The sequence below is a fragment of the Stenotrophomonas sp. 364 genome, assembly GCF_009832905.1.
Lineage (GTDB): Bacteria > Pseudomonadota > Gammaproteobacteria > Xanthomonadales > Xanthomonadaceae > Stenotrophomonas > Stenotrophomonas maltophilia_AP.
In genome coordinates this window covers 1,237,677-1,254,164 of sequence record NZ_CP047135.1, presented here as the reverse complement: position 1 = coordinate 1,254,164, position 16,488 = coordinate 1,237,677, and the positions used below count along the sequence as shown (strand labels likewise).

Genomic DNA, 16,488 nt, shown 5'->3' with positions numbered 1-16,488 from the left:
GTTTCCCGTCAGGCGCCGTAACGGCGCAGTTCCCATGCGCGGTGGATGCGCGGGTTACGCTCGAAGTCGTCGCCGATGGTGTCGGCGGAGATCTCCCTGCACTCGGCAAATTCCTTGATCGCTTCCTCATCCAGCTTGAAGCGGCGGAAGTTGTTGGAGAAGTACAGCACGCCCTCGGGGCTCAACCGCGCCACGGCCGCGCGCAGCAGGCGCACGTGCTCGCGCTGCACGTCGAAGTCTTCGGCGCGCGCGGAGTTGGAGAAGGTCGGCGGATCGCAGAAGATCACATCGAAGCGGTGCCGCTCGGCCTCCAGCCAGGCCAGGGCATCGGCCTGGATCAGCTGGTGCTGGCTGCCGCCCTTGCCGTTGAGGGCCAGGTTGTCGGCACACCACTGCAGGTAGGTGCCGGACAGGTCCACGCTGGTGGTCGACGCCGCACCCGCCACCGCCGCCTGCACGCTGGCCACGCCGGTGTAGCAGAACAGGTTGAGGAAGCGCTTGCCGATCGCCTCCTGGGCCATGTGCCAGCGCAGCGGGCGGTGGTCCAGGAACAGGCCGGTGTCGAGGTAGTCGAACAGGTTCACGCGCAGCAGCGCGTCGTTCTCGCGTACCAGCACGAACTCGCCGCGCTGCTCGAAACGACCGTACTTGCTGCCGCCCTTGCCACGTTCGCGCGACTTCAGCGCCACCTGCTCGGCCGGCACCTGGAACACGTCGCGGGCAGCCGACAGCAGCTCGTTGCGGCGGCGGCGTACGTCAACGTCGGGAATGGTGGCCGGTGCAGCGTATTCCTGCACGTGCAGGAAGGTACGCCGTGCGCCGCCGTCTTCTTCGTACACGTCGATGGCCGCGGCGTACTCGGGCAGGTCGGCATCGTAGACGCGGTAGCAGGTGATTGCTTCGCGGGCGCGCCAGTTCTTGAACTTCTTGATGTTCTTGCGCAGGCGGTTGGCCACCATCTGCGCGCCTTCGCTGAGCTCACGCGGCTGCCCGGCGTTCTCGCGCTGCGGCACCGCGATGGGGTCGCAGACGATCAGCGCGCACTCGATGGCGCCGTTGAACAGCTGGTACTTCTTGTTGGCGCGCAGGCCGGTGGCGAAAGCCAGGTCGGCGCTGCCGCACAACAGGCTGGCGCGCCACTGCGGCACCGTGCGCTTGAGCGCATCGCCGAGCTGGCGGTACAGCACCGCGTCGGCGGCCAGGCGCTCGTCATAGGGCGGGTTGCAGACCACGCAGCCGGTGTCCTGCGGCGGCACCTGCACATCGGTGATGTCGCGCACGCCGAACCAGATCGCATGGGCCACGCCGGCCGTTTCGGCGTTCTGCTTGGCTGCGTGGATGGCGTGCGGATCCACGTCGCTGCCATGGATGACCTGCTTGAGAGCGCTGCGGCCGGCGGTTTCGCGGGCGCGCGCTTCGTCCATCAGGCTGTTCCAGGCATCGCGGTCGAAGCCCAGCCAGCGGCTCGGCGGAATGCTGCCGTGGCGCTGCAGGCCCGGGGCCACGTCGGCGGCCATCAAGGCGCCTTCGATCAGCAGCGTGCCGCTGCCGCACATCGGGTCGAGCAGGCCACCACCTTCGCGGTGGATCTTCGGCCAGTTGGCACGCAGCAGCACGGCGGCGGCCAGGTTTTCCTTCAGCGGCGCATCGTTCTGCGCCATGCGCCAGCCGCGGCGGTGCATCGGGCCACCGCCCAGGTCGATCGAGATCGTGGCCCGGCCCTTGCGCAGCGACAGATTGATGCGCACATCGGGGAATTCGGTATTGACCGACGGCCGCTCCAGGCCCTGCGAACGCAGGCTGTCGACCACGCCGTCCTTGACCCGCTGCGCGGCAAAGCGCGCGTGGGTGATTTCGGTCCCGGACACGTGCGCGTCCACCGACAGGGTCAGCTCGGGGCTGATGTGCTGCTCCCACGCCATTGCCGACACGCCCTGGTAGAGCGAGCCTTCATCGGGGCAGTCGAACTCGGTCAGCGGCCACAGCACCCGGCTGGCCAGGCGCGACCAGAGCACCACCCGCAGCGCCTGCGACAGTTCGCCCTCGGCGTTGACGCCGGAAATGGTGGCGGTGGCCTTGTCCAGGCCGAGCGCCAACAGTTCGTCGGCAAGCAGGTACTCCAGGCCCTTGGCGCAGGAAACAAAGAATTTCACAGGATCGGTATCGCAGGTCAGCGGAGAAGGGGTGCCCTCGGGCACGGCAAGCAGCCCGGCGCGGGCGCCAGGAGGGCCATTGTACGTGACCGGGGCAGGATCGCCCCGGCGGCGCGGACAGGGCACCGGATCCCGGGCACAGCCGATGGCAGGTCGCTGCGCCGTCAGCGAACGGGCAGGCACCGAACGTCGATCGCTGCGCCGCTACGGCACGGCAGTGCGCTGTCCCGGTCGGGCCGCCGTCACAGCGACAGCAGCAATTCCTCGAACGCCCGCGCCGACACCTCGACGTGGTTGTTCAGCCGGTGCCCGTCATCGACCAGCAGCAGCCGCGCCGAGCGGGCCTGGGCCCAGGCGATCACCTGCGCGGCCGGAATCAGCTCGTCATGCCAGGCATGCACCACGCTGGTGGGCACTGCGGCCGCGTCCAAGGCCGGCATCGGGCCCATGGTGGTGGGCGGCACCATCAGGAACAGGCCCCGGGTGGGGACCTGCAGCGAGGCGATGGCCGAGATGTAGGCGCCCAGGCTGGAGCCCGCCAGCACCACCGGGCCGCGCGGGGCGGCCGCGGCGGCCAGGGCGAGCAGCCGCTGCAGGCGCGCGCGCACATCGCCCACGCTGCTGACCGCGCGCATGGCGTCCAGGTCGGTGTAATCGGGGCGTTCATGGGTCCAGCCCAGGCGCTGGGCGACCTCGGCCAGCGCGGTCACCTTGGTGGCGTCCGGGCCGCTTTCAAAGCCGTGGGAAAGGATGCAGTGGCCGCGGCTCATGCACGCACCGGGCAGGAATCGATTTGAGCGTTCATGGCGGAATGCTAGCATCGCGCCATGCCCGGCCGCGCCCCGCCACCGATCGATCCGCAGCCCCTGCCCTACCAGGACAGCCTGCAGGCGCGCGTGCCGGCGCAGATCGACCTGGTGGTGATCCACTGCACCGAACTGCCCGACCTGGCCATGGCGCGCGCGTACGGCGAGCGTGTGCTGTACGCCAGCGGCAGTGGCAACAGCGGGCACTTCTACATCGACCGTGACGGCCGCATCGTGCAGTACGTGGCGGTGGACCGGGTGGCGCACCATGTCAGCGGCTACAACCCGCGTTCGATCGGGATCGAGCTGGTCAACCGCGGGCGCTACCCGCACTGGCTGGATTCGCGCCACCAGGCCATGGACGAGCCCTACCCCGATGCCCAGATCGCCGCGCTGATCGACCTGCTGCAGCACCTGTGCCAGACCTTGCCGGGCCTGCAGTACATCGCCGGGCACGAGTGGCTGGACACGCGCGAGGAAGTGGCCAGCGACGATCCGGATCGGCGGGTGCCGCGCAAGCGCGATCCCGGTCCGTTGTTCCCGTGGCCGCGGGTGTTGGCGGCGGTAGCCCTGCAGGAACTGCGGGGTTGAATCGGGTTGCCGGGCAGAGCCCGGCACTGCGGGTTTGCTTGCCGGGCAGAGCCCGGCACTACGGTTTTTTTTGCCGGGCACAGCCCGGCATTACGGGTCCGGGCATCAGCCGGTGGCGACCGGGCGCGAGGCGTCGCTGACCCAGCCGCTCCACGAATCGGCATAGACCTTTGCGCCGTGCAGGCCGGCCACTTCCATGGCCAGCAACAGGTGACAGGCGGTGACGCCCGAGCCGCACATCAGCACTACCTGTTCGGGGGCATGGGTGCCGATCAACGGCTGCAATGCGGCGCGCAGATCAGGCGCCGGGCGCAGGCGGCCGTCTGCCACGTTCAGCGCGAACGGTCGGTTGACCGCGCCGGGAACGTGGCCGGCCACCGGGTCGAGCGGCTCCACTTCGCCGCGGAACCGCTCGCCCGCGCGCGCATCCAGCAGCCACCCCGGCGCATGCTTGAGCCGTGCGGCGACTTCGTCGACCGTGGCGACCTGGCCGCGATCGAAACGGCCCGGATAGGGCGGTAGAGGCTCCACCACCGGTTGGTCGGTGGTCAGCGCCAGGCCAGCGGCCTGCCAGGCCGCCACGCCGCCGTCGAGCACCGCGACCCGCGCATGGCCCATCAGCCGCAGCAGCCACCACAGGCGCGCGGCCGCCATGCTGCCATCCGCGGCGTCGTAAACCACCACCTCGGTATCGGGCGCGATGCCCCAACGCCCCAGCGTGGCCGCGAACGTGTCACTGTCGGGCAGCGGATGGCGGCCGTGGCCGGTCTTGCTCAGGTCGGCCAGGTCACGATCAAGATCGGCGTGCAGCGCCCCGGGAAGATGCCCCTGCGCGTAAGCCTGCGCACCGGACTGCGGATCGGCCAGCGCGAAACGCGCGTCCATCACGCGCACCGCGGTACTGGCCGTGGCGCGCGCGTCAAGCACGCGGGTGCCGGCCTGGCCCAGGGTTGCGGCCAGATCGACGGCATCGACCAAGGTGGTCCAGGTAGGGAGGCGGGGGGTCATTCGGTCTGCTCCAGGCGGCGACGCAGGTTGTAGAGAATGGCGGCGGTGGCGCCCCAGATGCGCTGGCCGGGCCAGCCGTACTCCAGCACGTGGCGCACACGGCCACGGTGCTCGATGTCCACGTGGCGCAGGTTGTCCGGATCCATCAGGTAGGCCAACGGCACTTCGAACACTTCGGCCACTTCATCCGGCTGCGGCACCGCCACGAAGGCCGGGTCGATCACCGCCACCACCGGCATCACCCGGTAGCCGGTGATGGTCACGAACGGGTCCAGATAGCCGAGCACCTGGACCTGCTCGGCGGGCAGCGCGATTTCTTCCTCGCTTTCGCGCAGCGCGGCAGCCACCGCATCGCGATCGTCCGGCTCGGTGCGGCCACCGGGAAAGCCCACCTGCCCACCGTGCTGGCGCAGCGTTTCGGTGCGCCGGGTGAGAATTACCTGCGCGCCTTCGGCGCGCGGCACGATGCCGGCCAGCACCGCCGCTTCCACCGGCGGACCGGGCGGCAGCAGATCGATCAGTTCGCTGCGGTTCCAGCCATCGCCGGTGGGCGGCTGGTCCAGCGGGTGCAGGGCGCGCAACAGGCGCTCGTGTTCGGCCAGCGAGCCGCGCAGCGATTGCCGCAACTGCTCGCGCAGCGGCAGCGTGTGCTGCATGACATGGTTCTGTTGGTGTCGAGTCATCGTGGACCAGCGGGTGATTTCATCCACGCTGCGCAGGCAGCCCGTGCACAGCCCGGCGCGATCCAGCGCACAGATGCCGATGCAGGGTGTGGGTATTGCATGCGTGGGGTCTGCCAGGGAATGCACCGGGCAACAGTAGCGCGAATGCACGGGATCTGCGCGGTTTTCAGGCACTGTCGGGCCGTCTCTTCGGTCCATCCACGGACGCCTGGCGCGGCATGGCGGACACAAAAAAACGCGCCGGTGATTCACCGGCGCGTTCGAGGTACAACGCGTATTACTTGACGCTGACCAGCTTGATCTCGAACTGCACCGCCACGTTCGGCGGGAACGGGGTACGCGGGTCGGCACCGTAGGCCTGTTCCGGCGGCAGGGTGACTTCCCACTTCGAGCCGGCCGGCATCTGCACGAGCACTTCGCGCATGGCCTTCATTTCGACTTCGCTGACCTTGATCGACGGAATCTGCTGCGCCGGACGCGCTTCAGCCGGACGGGTGCCGTACGGGTACGGACCGGCGACTTCCAGCTGCACGGTGCTGGCCTGGGTCGGCTTGGCGCCCTTGCCGGCTTCAATCACGCGGTACTGCACGCCGCTCGGCAGCGCCTGCACGCCGGCCTTGGCCTTGTTGGCGGCCAGGAACTGGGTGCTCTTGGTCTTGTTGTCGGCTGCGGCCTTGTCGTATTCGGCCTTGGCGGCCTGGGCACGACCCTGCTCACGCTTCTGGAAGGCTTCGACCGCCGGCTTCAACTGCTCGGCCGTGATCGACGGCTGCTTCTTGGCGTAGGCATCCTGCAGGCCCTTGACCACCGAGTTGATGTCCAGCTGCTCGCCGCGGGCGGTGAGTTCAGCCAGGTTGTTACCGTAGTCGTAACCGAAGTAATAGCTCAGCTTGCCCTTTTCGGACGAGGTGTCCTGGGCGAAGGCATTGCCCGTCAGGGCCAGGGCCGCGACGGCGACCGCGATAGAACGCAACTTCATCAAACGTTTCTCCAGGGGTGGTAACTCAGGACGCATTGGGCCGCCCTGAGGCGACGGGTTAGGATAGCCGCCGCAACGTTGAACCGCCACTAACGACGCAGGCTCTGACCTGACTTCGTTTCAAGAGTTCAACATCACTTTTTTTTAACGTTTTTCAGGAGTCCCGCCGTGGCCGACGCCCCCATCGCCCCCGCCCCTATCGACGTTGCCGATGACGGTGCCATCCGCACCGTGACCGTGAACCGGCCGGACAAGCTCAATGCCCTCAACCGCGCCACGCTGGAGGCCCTGGATGCGGCGTTTGCGGCGGCCGCAGCCGATCCGGCAGTGCGCGTGGTAGTGCTGACCGGGGCCGGCCCGAAGGCCTTCGTGGCCGGCGCGGACATTGCGGAAATGAACGTATTGACCCCGGTTCAGGGACGTGACTTCTCCCTCCTGGGCCAGAAATTGATGCGCCGCATCGAGCGCATGCCCAAGCCGGTGCTGGCCCGGATCAACGGATTTGCGCTGGGCGGTGGGCTGGAACTGGCCATGGCCTGCCACCTGCGCATCGCCGCGGACACCGCCAAAGTGGGCCAGCCGGAGATCAACCTGGGGCTGATTCCCGGCTTCGGCGGCAGCCAGCGCCTGCTGCGCCTGTGCGGCCGCGCCGCCGCGCTGGAGCTGTGCCTGCTGGGCACGCCGATCGCCGCGTCGCGCGCCCTGCAGCTGGGCATCGTCAACGAGGTGGTAGCCGCCGACGCGCTCGACGCGCGCGTGGCCGAACTGGCAGTGCAGCTGGCCAAGGCCGCGCCGCTGGCGCTGCGCGGCATCCTGGATGCGATCCACGTGGGCGGCGAAAGCGCACTGGGCGAAGGCCTGGAATACGAAAGTGCGCAGTTCGGGCTGATGTTCGCCACCGAGGACATGCGCGAAGGCACCGCCGCCTTCCTTGCCCGGCGCCCGCCGGTGTTCCAGAACCGCTGAGCCATGCACGCCGCACCCGCCCTGCCCGCCCGCCTGTTGCTGTTGGTGCTGGATGACGATCTGGACGCTGCGCTGGCAGCGGGCCTGATGGACTACGTGCCCTCACCGGGTGATGCCGCACTGCTGCCGGGCCACCCGGATCTTGCCGCGCGCCTGCTGCAGGCCCAGCAGCAGCTGCGCCGCGCCTGGGCCGCGCGCGCGCGCTACCAGCAGCGCGCGCAGCGGCTGGCCCGCCGCGCCGCCGAGCGCGAGGCGCGCCGCGCACCGCCTGCCCCTACCCCCGAACTGAAGCCGGCCCTGCCGCCCGCCGCCGCCGCGATCCTGGCGCGCGCGAAGGCCAAGGCTGCCGGCAAGACCTCCCGATGAGCACGATGAAGAGTACCCCGACGGCCAAACCTGCGCCGCGCAGCGCGCGCATGCCGAAGGCCGACGTGATCGAGATGTTCACGCGCCTGCGCGAACTCAATCCGCACCCGAAGACCGAACTGGAGTACAGCTCGCCGTTCGAACTGCTGGTGGCCGTGGCGCTGTCTGCGCAGGCCACCGACGTGGGCGTCAACAAGGCCACCCGCAAGCTGTTTCCCGTGGCCAACACGCCGCAGGCGATGCTTGCGCTGGGCGAAGACGGCCTGAAGAAGTACATCGCCACCATCGGCCTGTTCAACGCCAAGGCCAAGAACGTGATCGCCGCCTGCGCGATGCTGATCGACCAGCACGGCGGCGAGGTCCCGCGCGACCGTGCCGCGCTGGAGGCGCTGCCCGGGGTGGGCCGCAAGACCGCCAACGTGGTGCTCAACACCGCCTTCGGCGAACCGGTGATGGCGGTGGATACCCACATCTTCCGCGTGTCCAACCGCACCGGGCTGGCCCCGGGCAAGGACGTCCGCGCAGTGGAGGACCTGCTGGTGAAGGTGATCCCGGCCGAGTTCCTGCTCGATGCGCACCACTGGCTGATCCTGCACGGCCGCTATGTGTGCAAGGCGCGCAAGCCGGACTGCCCGCAATGCGTCATCCGCGACCTGTGCCGGTTCAAGCAGAAAACCGCCGCCTGACGCGGCACCGCGACTGCCATCTGCACGCAACCCGACCGTCATCTGCGTCGGGCATCAATGGCAACCCCTGACAGGGCCTGACCCGGGCCGGCCGTCGGTTTGCCTGAAACTGTCATATTTACGCAATCTTCACTAATTAGCCTGCGCAGCATCTTCCCACCTGCCTGCAAGGCTCCTCTCCATGAAACTGCATCGCCAACTCCTGACCGCGGCTGTTGCGGCTGCGCTGTTCGTCCCGGCTGCCCACGCCGAAGTGGCCATCGATGTGATCGGCGGCTCGGAGATCACCTTCGAAGGCCTGGTCCAGGCCGACGGCAACTGGTTCGACAACGACCTGACCGACCTCAACGGCGGTGATGCCGGTAACGGCAAGGACAGCGAGTTCGAACTGCGCCGCGCCGAATTGGTGCTCAAGGGCAAGGGCCCGGGCAACATCGAATGGGTGGTCGGCTACGACGCCAAGGCCGACAAGTTCCTGGACACCAACCTGAAGTACAAGCTGGCCGGCAACGCCAACCACTTCGTGCAGTTCGGCCAGTTCAAGCAGCCCAACAGCCTGGAAGAACTGTCCAGCACCAAGAACAACGACTTCATTTCCAAGGCTGCAGTCACCAATACCTACGCCGTGGCCCGTCGCCTCGGCGGTGCCTACAGCATCGGCGACAACAACTGGTCGGTGACCGCCAGCGCCTTCGGCCGCGAGTTGACTCGCAACCTGGCCCACGGCAGCGGCTACGGCGCGCGCGGTACCTGGGCGCCGATCAACGACAAGGGCCAGGTGCTGCATTTCGGCCTGAGCTATGTGGACTACGACACCGACGCCGACACCCTGCGCGTGCGTGCCCGTCCCAACGCCGACCTGGCCACCGCGCGCCTGGTCGACAGCGGCAACATGGTGGACACCGACCGCGTCAGCACGATCGGCGCCGAAGCGATGTACATCGGCGGCCCGTTCAAGGCCCAGGCCGAGTACTACACCAGCAAGGCCAAGCGCTATACCCGCGACAATTACACCAGCGACGGCTTCTACGTCAGCGGCCTGTGGAACATCACCGGCGAGACCTGGGGCTACAAGGGCGGCACCCCGACCACCGGCCTGCCGGACGAGCCGGGCCGCGGCATGTGGCAGCTGGGCGCGCGTTACGACCACATGGATCTGAACGACGGCAACGTCAACGCCAACCCGGTGGCCGGCCGTCCGCCGATCGTCGACGGCGTGCTCGGCGGCAAGATGGACATCTGGACCGTGGGCGTGAACTACTACTGGCGCTCCAACACCAAGTTCGCGCTGAACTACGTGATGGTGGACAGCAAAAAGTACAACTCGACCGCGCGTGCGTTCGTCAACGACGACCCGAACATCCTCGAAGCGCGCCTGCAGTTCTTCTGGTAAGCGTGGCGGTAACTGTGTGATGGAAAGGGCGCAGCTTGGGCTGTGCCCTTTTTTTATGCGTAGCCACCCCGGTCTTTTTCTGCGCAGCCCCCATGGGGGTGGCTCTACCGGTTGCGTCACGTTGTCGCGCATGCCGGGCACCCCTGGCGCGTATGCTGGGCGCCCCCTGCCCTGTGGATGTGACGATGCGAAGTGCCCTGTTGGTGTTGCTGGCGGCCCTGTGCGGCGCCGCCCTGCCCGCGCATGCGCAGGACTGCCACGATGCCCAGGCGGCGGCGCAGCAGGCGTACCTGGAACGGGCAGGCAACGTGCTGCCCGATCGCGCCGGCTACACCCGGGACACCACCGGCAGCGTCTGCCGGCGCTGGCCGGCCCGCCCCGGGCTGACGCTGCTGGCCACGCCGGTCTGGCGCGATGGCGGCGACAACGATTCCCGCGATGGCGATGTGGAGGTGATGGTGATCGACACCGACACGCTGGCACCGCGCGCCTGGACGGTGCTGGCAGGCACGCTGGACAGCGACGCGGTGTTCTTCGACGGCATGCGCCTCGACACCGCGCGCTACGCGCTGTCTGCCGATACGCTGGCGTTCGGGCTGCGCCTGCAGCGGCGCAATGGCTCCGGCCCCAATCCCTTCAGCGAAGAACAGCTGCGGCTGCTGGCGATACAGGGCACCGCCCTGCGCGAACTCAGCCCGCCGCTGGTGACGCGCCGCTACCAGGCCGAGTGGGACACGCGCTGCGCGGGCGAGTCCATCGACATGACACGCACGCTCGCGGTGGGCCGGCCGCCGCGGCAGGGCCTGGCCGAGCTGATCGTCAGCGAGCGCCGGGTGACCAGCCGCAGCTGGATGGACGGCGCGCAGTGCCGCGACCAGGACACGCCGGTGGACACCGGGCGCTACGTGCTGCGCCATGACGGGCGCCAGTACGCGGTTCCGGAGGCACTGCGCCCGTTGTGACGGGCACCTCATGACGCATGTCACGGTGCGGTCATATGACAGACGCTGCGCTGTCATCGAACCGTTATGGAATGAGCACCGGGCGGGACACCCCGCACCGTCATCCATCCCAGGAGCCACCCCGTGATCCACGCCTTCAAGTCGCGCGCCGCCGTTGCCGTCCTCGCCGCGTCGTCCGTGTTCGCCGCCAATGCCGCCGATGTGACCGGCGCGGGCGCCTCGTTCATCTACCCGGTCATGTCCAAGTGGTCGGCCGACTACAACACCGCGACCGGCAAGAAGGTCAATTACCAGTCGATCGGTTCGGGTGGCGGTATCGCCCAGATCAAGGCGGCGACGGTCGATTTCGGTTCGTCCGATGCCCCGCTGAAGCCGGAAGAACTGGCCGCGGCCGGCCTGGCCCAGTTCCCGTCGGTGATCGGCGGCGTGGTGCCGGTGATCAACGTGGCCGGCATCGCGCCGGGTGCGCTGAAGCTGGATGGCCCGACGCTGGCCAACATCTTCCTGGGCAAGATCAAGACCTGGAACGACCCGACCATTGCGGCCCTGAACCCGGGCGTGAAGCTGTCCGACGGCAAGATCACGGTCGTGCACCGCTCGGATGGTTCGGGCACCACCTTCAACTTCGTCAACTACCTGTCCAAGGTCAACCCGGAGTGGAAGAGCAAGGTCGGCGAAGGCACCTCGGTGCAGTGGCCGGTGGGCATCGGCGGCAAGGGCAATGAAGGCGTTGCTGCGTACGTGAAGCAGATCAAGGGCGGCATCGGCTATGTGGAGCTGTCGTACGCGCTGCAGAACAAGATGTCCTACGCGGCGATGAAGAACGCGTCGGGCAAGGTGGTGCTGCCGAGCGACACGTCGTTCGCCGCGGCTGCTGCCAGCGCCGACTGGGCCAGCTCGAAGGACTTCTACCTGGTGATGACCAACGCGCCGGGCGCGGACGCCTGGCCGATCACGGCGACCAACTTCATTCTGGTGCGCAAGCAGCCGAAGAACGTGGCCAGCGCGAAGGCGACCCAGGAGTTCTTCCGCTGGATCTACAAGAGCGGCGATGCGCAGGCCAAGCAGCTGGACTATGTGCCGCTGCCGGACACGCTGGTGAAGCAGATCGAGACCTACTGGTCGCAGAACCTGAAGTACTGATCGGGCAGCAACGAGGCAATGGCGGCGGCAGGTCCTCTCTCCCCCTGCCGCCGCCGGGCGCGGATCGAAAGATCCGCGCCTTTTCTTGTTTGTGGGGTTTGTTTTTTTTAGAAGCTGAAAAGCCCAAGGCCGGAGCCGGAGCTATTGCCAGAGCCTGGCGACGTGCGGGGTCGGTTCTGCTGGCTGGGCTGGTGGGGGTGGGTAGCCGGGGCACGCTGCAAGTCCCGCTCCGCGGCCCGGCCCAGCCGCCGGCGGCTGTGCGTTCGGACGCATGCGAGGCAGTGCCTCGCAAGCAATGCGCCCTCACCCTTGTAAGCTCCGCCATCGCATCCATGCGATGGAGGGCCCCGGCTACCCACCCCCACCAGCCCCCGACAGTTTCCTGGCCCGTCAGCGAAAGCGTCTGCGCAATGAAGCGGGAGTGCGGTTGGATTTGGGTTGCCCTGGCCTGACGTCTGGGATCTGGTTGCTGGGATTCTGAGATGGAGGTCGGAGGTTGAGGGTCTTTCCTTTGGCTTATCCACGGCCTCCGGCCAACTGTCAGGGGCGGGGAGGAGTGGGTTCGCGGGACCGTGTACGGCATGGATGCCGTACACGAGCCCCCATGGATGGGTTCACGGCGTGTCCCGCGAACCCACTCCTCCCCGCCCAGCCCGGGCGCAGGTTGCCCGCCAGGCTTCACGCTTTCCCCTTGAGAATTCGACCAGAACCCAAGCCCCACAAGGCCTCCACGTGCCGCCGGTCACACCGTCATACGGTTGTAACAAAAACATCATTTCATAGCAGCGTCGCCGGAGAGACCGGCCCCCTATCCCGCTATGGAGTGACCGATGAAACTGCACACGGCTGGCTTGACCGCCCTTTCCCTGGCCATCGCGCTGGGTCTTTCCGCCTGCAAGCCGGGCGCCGAAGGCCAGGCCGCTGCGCCGGCTGCCGACGCTCCCGCCGCTGCACCGGCGGCCGGCGACCGCCTGACCGCTGAAATTTCCGGTGCCGGCGCATCCTTCATCTTCCCGCTGGTGTCCAAGTGGTCGGCCGACTACAACACCGCCACCGGCGCCAAAATCAACTACCAGTCGATCGGCTCCGGCGGCGGCATCGCGCAGATCAAGGCCGGTACCGTCGACTTCGGTTCCTCCGACAAGCCGCTGAGCAGCGAAGAACTGGCCCAGGCCGGACTCGGCCAGTTCCCGTCGGCGATCGGCGGCGTGGTGCCGGTGGTCAACATCGACGGCCTCGACGCCGGCAAGCTGCGCCTCAGCGGCGCGCTGCTGGCCGACATCTTCCTCGGCAAGGTCAAGACCTGGAACGACCCGGCCATCGTTGCCGCCAACCCGGGCGTCAAGCTGCCCGACGGCAAGATCACCCTCGTCCACCGCTCCGACGGCTCGGGCACCACCTTCAACTTCTCCAACTACCTGTCCAAGGTCAGCCCGGACTGGAAGAGCAAGGTCGGCGAAGGCACCTCGGTGCAGTGGCCCGATGGCGTGGGTGGCAAGGGCAACGAAGGCGTCGCCTCGTACGTGAAGCAGATCAAGGGCTCCATCGGCTACGTCGAACTGGCCTACGCGCTGCAGAACGGGATGCCGTATGCCTCGATGCAGAACGCCGCCGGCAACTGGGTGCAGCCGAGCGCCGAAACCTTCGCCGCGGCCGCTGCCAGCGCCGACTGGGCCAGCGCCAAGGACTTCAACCTGGTCATCACCAACGCCCCGGGCGACCAGGCGTGGCCGATCACCGCCACCAACTTCATGCTGATGCACAAGCAGCCCAAGGATGCCAAGCGCAGCAAGGAAACCCTGGCGTTCTTCAAGTGGGCCTTCGAGAACGGCCAGAAGCAGGCCAACGAACTGCATTACGTGCCGCTGCCGGCCGAGCTGGTGACCCAGATCGAGGCCTACTGGACGGCCGAGTTCAAGTGAAACAGCCAGGCCCGCGCGCGTCGCGGGCCTGAGCGGTCGTAGTGCCGGGCACTGCCCGGCAGCACCACGCTGCACCTGTGTTGCCGGGCATGGCCCGGCACTACCCCTCTTCTTACGGCCCCCGCCTTCTCCCATGAATGCCATTGCCCAGCCTGTTCCCGCACCGTCCATCCGCGACCTGCGCGACGCCCGCAACGACAAACTGTTCCGTTGGGTCCTGATCGCCACCGTCATCCTGGTACTGGTGGCCCTGGCCTGCGCCGCGCTCTCGATGCTGTGGGGCGGCCGCCATGCCCTGCAGGAGCAGGGCCTGAGCTTCTTCTATTCGTCCGAATGGAATCCGGTCGAAAACAAATTCGGCGCGCTCGCGCCCATCTACGGCACCCTGGTCACCGCGCTGATCGCGATGGTCATCGCCGTGCCGGTGAGCTTCGGCATCGCCTTCTTCCTCACCGAAGTCGCGCCGCGCTGGCTGCGTGGCCCGGTCGGCACCGCCATCGAACTGCTGGCCGGCATCCCCTCGATCATCTACGGCATGTGGGGCCTGTTCGTGCTGGTCCCGGTGATGACCGAGTACGTCACCCCGTTCCTCAACGACCACCTGGGCACGATGCCGATCATCGGCCCGCTGTTCCAGGGCCCGCCGCTGGGCATCGGCGTGCTCACCGCCGGCTTCGTGCTGGCCATCATGGTCATCCCCTTCATTTCCTCGGTGATGCGCGAAGTGTTCCTCACCGTGCCGACCCGCTTGAAGGAATCGGCCTATGCGCTGGGGTCCACCAAGTGGGAAGTCAGCTGGGACATCGTGCTGCCCTACACCCGCTCGGCGGTGATCGGCGGCATCTTCCTGGGCCTGGGCCGCGCGCTCGGCGAAACCATGGCGGTGGCCTTCGTGATCGGCAACAGCGTGCGCCTGTCGCCGTCGCTGCTGGAACCGGGCACCACCATTGCCGCACTGATCGCCAACGACTTCGGTGAAGCCACCGAAACCTACCGCTCCGCGCTGCTGCTGCTCGGCTTCGTGCTCTTCATCGTCACCTTCGTGGTGCTGGCAATCGCCCGCCTGATGCTGATGCGTCTGTCCCGCAAGGAGGGCAACTGATGTCCACCGTCGCTACGCACTCTTCCCAGCCCCTGTACCTGCGCCGCCGCATCGTCAACGTGGTCGCGCTGCTGATGTCCTGCCTGACCGCGCTGTTCGGCCTGTTCTTCCTCGGCTGGATCCTGTGGACGCTGGCCTCCAAGGGCCTGGCCGGGATCAACCTGGACCTGTTCACCAAGATGACGCCGCCGCCGATGCAGGAAGGCGGCCTGGCCAATGCGTTCTTCGGCAGCGCGGTGATGTGCGGCCTGGCCATTGCCATCGGCACCCCGCTGGGTGTGCTGGCCGGTACCTGGCTGGCCGAGTACGGCAACTTCCGCAAGGCCGGCACGGTGGTCCGCTTCGTCAACGACATCCTGCTCTCGGCGCCGTCCATCGTGTTGGGCCTGTTCGTCTACACGCTGTACGTGATGCAGACCGGCGGGCAGTTCTCGGCCTTCGCCGGTGCGCTGTCGCTGGCCTTCATCGTGCTGCCGGTGGTGGTGCGCACCACCGATGAAATGCTGCGCCTGGTGCCGTCGCAGATGCGCGAAGCCGCGCTGTCGCTGGGCATCCCGCAGTGGAAGGTGACCGTGCAGGTGCTGTACCGCAGTGCCGCCGCCGGCATCATCACCGGCATCCTGCTGGCACTGGCCCGCATCTCCGGTGAAACCGCGCCGCTGCTGTTCACTGCCTTCGGCAACCAGTACTGGAACAGCAACGTGTTCCAGCCGATGGCTTCGGTCCCGGTGGTGATGAACCAGTTCGCCGGCAGCCCGTATGAATCCTGGCAGGTGCTGGCCTGGGCCGGCGCGCTGGTGCTGACTGTGTTCGTGCTGCTGGTCAGCCTCTCCGCGCGCGGCATCCTGCTGCGCAACCGTATCTCCCATGACTGACCTTTCCGCGGATATCGCCATGAACGATCTTTCCAACGCCGTGCCGATGCAGCGCATCGTGGTCCCGGCCTCGCATGAAAACCTGCAGACCCCGGCGCCGATCAAGCTGGCCGCGCGTGGGCTGGATTTCTACTACGACAAGTTCCATGCGCTGAAGAACATCGAGCTGGAGATCCCCGAAAAGCGCGTCACTGCCCTGATCGGTCCGTCCGGCTGCGGCAAGTCCACGCTGCTGCGCATCTTCAACCGCATCTACGCGCTGTACCCCAAGATGGAAGCGCGCGGTGAGGTACTGCTGGACGGCGAGAACATCCTGTCGCCGAAGTACCCGATGAACCGCCTGCGCAGCAAGGTAGGCATGGTGTTCCAGAAGCCGGTGCCGTTCCCGATGACGATCTTCGAGAACGTGGCCTACGGCATCCGCCACCACGAGAAGCTGTCCAAGGCCGACATGGCCGTGCGCGTCGAGCAGGCGCTGCGCCAGGGCGCGCTGTGGGACGAGGTGAAGGACAAGCTCAACCAGAGCGCGCTGGGCCTGTCCGGTGGCCAGCAGCAGCGTCTGTGCATTGCCCGCGCCGTGGCCCTGCGTCCGGACGTGCTGCTGCTGGACGAGCCGACCTCGGCGCTGGACCCGATTTCCACCAGCCGCATCGAGCAGCTGGTGGAAGAGCTCAAGCACGATTACACCATCGTGATTGTGACCCACAACATGCAGCAGGCCGCGCGCGTGTCGGACTACACCGCCTTCATGTACCTGGGCGACCTGATCGAACACGACCGCACCGAAGTGATCTTCTCGCAGCCCAACAAGCAGCAGACCGAAGACTACATCACCGGCCGTTTCGGCTGATCC

Annotated in this window: 16 protein-coding genes; 11 read left to right on the top strand and 5 right to left on the bottom strand. The window is 67.5% G+C overall.

Annotated elements, in window-relative coordinates:
- Nucleotides 1-8: 8 nt before the first annotated feature.
- Together rlmKL and GQ674_RS05780 are read right to left on the bottom strand one after the other, a co-directional pair.
- Nucleotides 9-2,153 carry a bifunctional 23S rRNA (guanine(2069)-N(7))-methyltransferase RlmK/23S rRNA (guanine(2445)-N(2))-methyltransferase RlmL gene (gene rlmKL / locus GQ674_RS05785; RefSeq protein WP_159496319.1) on the bottom strand — a complete coding sequence of 715 codons (2,145 nt, stop codon included), beginning with the start codon at nt 2,151-2,153 and terminating at the stop codon, nt 9-11.
- A gap of 242 nt (nt 2,154-2,395) precedes the next feature.
- The gene (locus tag GQ674_RS05780) at nt 2,396-2,923 is read right to left on the bottom strand and encodes a hypothetical protein (RefSeq protein WP_159496318.1); all 528 of its coding nucleotides are present in this window, start codon (nt 2,921-2,923) and stop codon (nt 2,396-2,398) included.
- Between the two features lie 57 nt (nt 2,924-2,980).
- Between GQ674_RS05780 and GQ674_RS05775 the strand changes: the two genes are divergently transcribed.
- A complete protein-coding gene (locus tag GQ674_RS05775) occupies nt 2,981-3,550 on the top strand; it encodes an N-acetylmuramoyl-L-alanine amidase (RefSeq protein ID WP_159496317.1) in 570 nt (189 codons plus the stop codon).
- 105 nt (nt 3,551-3,655) lie between these two features.
- Here GQ674_RS05775 and GQ674_RS05770 read toward each other — a convergent pair whose 3' ends face one another.
- The 3 genes from GQ674_RS05770 to GQ674_RS05760 all read right to left on the bottom strand — a co-directional run bounded on the left by GQ674_RS05770 (nt 3,656) and on the right by GQ674_RS05760 (nt 6,220).
- Nucleotides 3,656-4,558 (bottom strand): sulfurtransferase, encoded by a 903-nt coding sequence (locus GQ674_RS05770; RefSeq protein ID WP_159496316.1) that lies wholly within the window; start codon nt 4,556-4,558, stop codon nt 3,656-3,658.
- Nucleotides 4,555-5,367, bottom strand: coding sequence for a CoA pyrophosphatase (locus tag GQ674_RS05765; RefSeq protein WP_236546200.1), 813 nt, complete (start codon nt 5,365-5,367; stop codon nt 4,555-4,557). Before GQ674_RS05765 ends, GQ674_RS05770 begins: the two co-directional genes overlap by 4 nt.
- Nucleotides 5,368-5,518: 151 nt before the next feature.
- Nucleotides 5,519-6,220 (bottom strand): FKBP-type peptidyl-prolyl cis-trans isomerase, encoded by a 702-nt coding sequence (locus GQ674_RS05760; protein WP_159496314.1) that lies wholly within the window; start codon nt 6,218-6,220, stop codon nt 5,519-5,521.
- Between the two features lie 183 nt (nt 6,221-6,403).
- Between GQ674_RS05760 and GQ674_RS05755 the strand changes: the two genes are divergently transcribed.
- The 10 genes from GQ674_RS05755 (at nt 6,404) to pstB (ending at nt 16,485) form a co-directional block, all read left to right on the top strand.
- Entirely contained in the window at nt 6,404-7,186 is a 783-nt protein-coding gene (locus tag GQ674_RS05755) for an enoyl-CoA hydratase-related protein (RefSeq protein WP_159499264.1), read from the top strand.
- 3 nt (nt 7,187-7,189) lie between these two features.
- Entirely contained in the window at nt 7,190-7,552 is a 363-nt protein-coding gene (locus GQ674_RS05750) for a hypothetical protein (protein WP_159496313.1), read from the top strand.
- Nucleotides 7,549-8,238, top strand: coding sequence for an endonuclease III (gene nth / locus GQ674_RS05745; RefSeq protein WP_159496312.1), 690 nt, complete (start codon nt 7,549-7,551; stop codon nt 8,236-8,238). The genes GQ674_RS05750 and nth overlap by 4 nt, the downstream gene beginning before the upstream one ends.
- A 181-nt stretch (nt 8,239-8,419) precedes the next feature.
- Entirely contained in the window at nt 8,420-9,631 is a 1,212-nt protein-coding gene (locus tag GQ674_RS05740; RefSeq protein WP_137189031.1) for an OprO/OprP family phosphate-selective porin, read from the top strand.
- Between the two features lie 185 nt (nt 9,632-9,816).
- Complete coding sequence (locus tag GQ674_RS05735; protein WP_159496311.1) at nt 9,817-10,593, top strand: hypothetical protein; 777 nt, start codon at nt 9,817-9,819, stop codon at nt 10,591-10,593.
- A 123-nt stretch (nt 10,594-10,716) separates the two neighbouring features.
- Entirely contained in the window at nt 10,717-11,736 is a 1,020-nt protein-coding gene (gene pstS / locus GQ674_RS05730) for a phosphate ABC transporter substrate-binding protein PstS (protein ID WP_159496310.1), read from the top strand.
- Between the two features lie 830 nt (nt 11,737-12,566).
- Nucleotides 12,567-13,658 carry a phosphate ABC transporter substrate-binding protein PstS gene (gene pstS, locus GQ674_RS05725; RefSeq protein ID WP_159496309.1) on the top strand — a complete coding sequence of 364 codons (1,092 nt, stop codon included), beginning with the start codon at nt 12,567-12,569 and terminating at the stop codon, nt 13,656-13,658.
- A gap of 133 nt (nt 13,659-13,791) precedes the next feature.
- Nucleotides 13,792-14,760, top strand: coding sequence for a phosphate ABC transporter permease subunit PstC (pstC, locus tag GQ674_RS05720; RefSeq protein ID WP_128095443.1), 969 nt, complete (start codon nt 13,792-13,794; stop codon nt 14,758-14,760).
- Nucleotides 14,760-15,635 carry a phosphate ABC transporter permease PstA gene (pstA, locus tag GQ674_RS05715; protein WP_128095442.1) on the top strand — a complete coding sequence of 292 codons (876 nt, stop codon included), beginning with the start codon at nt 14,760-14,762 and terminating at the stop codon, nt 15,633-15,635. The genes pstC and pstA overlap by 1 nt, the downstream gene beginning before the upstream one ends.
- A gap of 19 nt (nt 15,636-15,654) precedes the next feature.
- Nucleotides 15,655-16,485 (top strand): phosphate ABC transporter ATP-binding protein PstB, encoded by an 831-nt coding sequence (gene pstB / locus GQ674_RS05710; protein WP_128095441.1) that lies wholly within the window; start codon nt 15,655-15,657, stop codon nt 16,483-16,485.
- Nucleotides 16,486-16,488 lie beyond the last annotated feature (3 nt).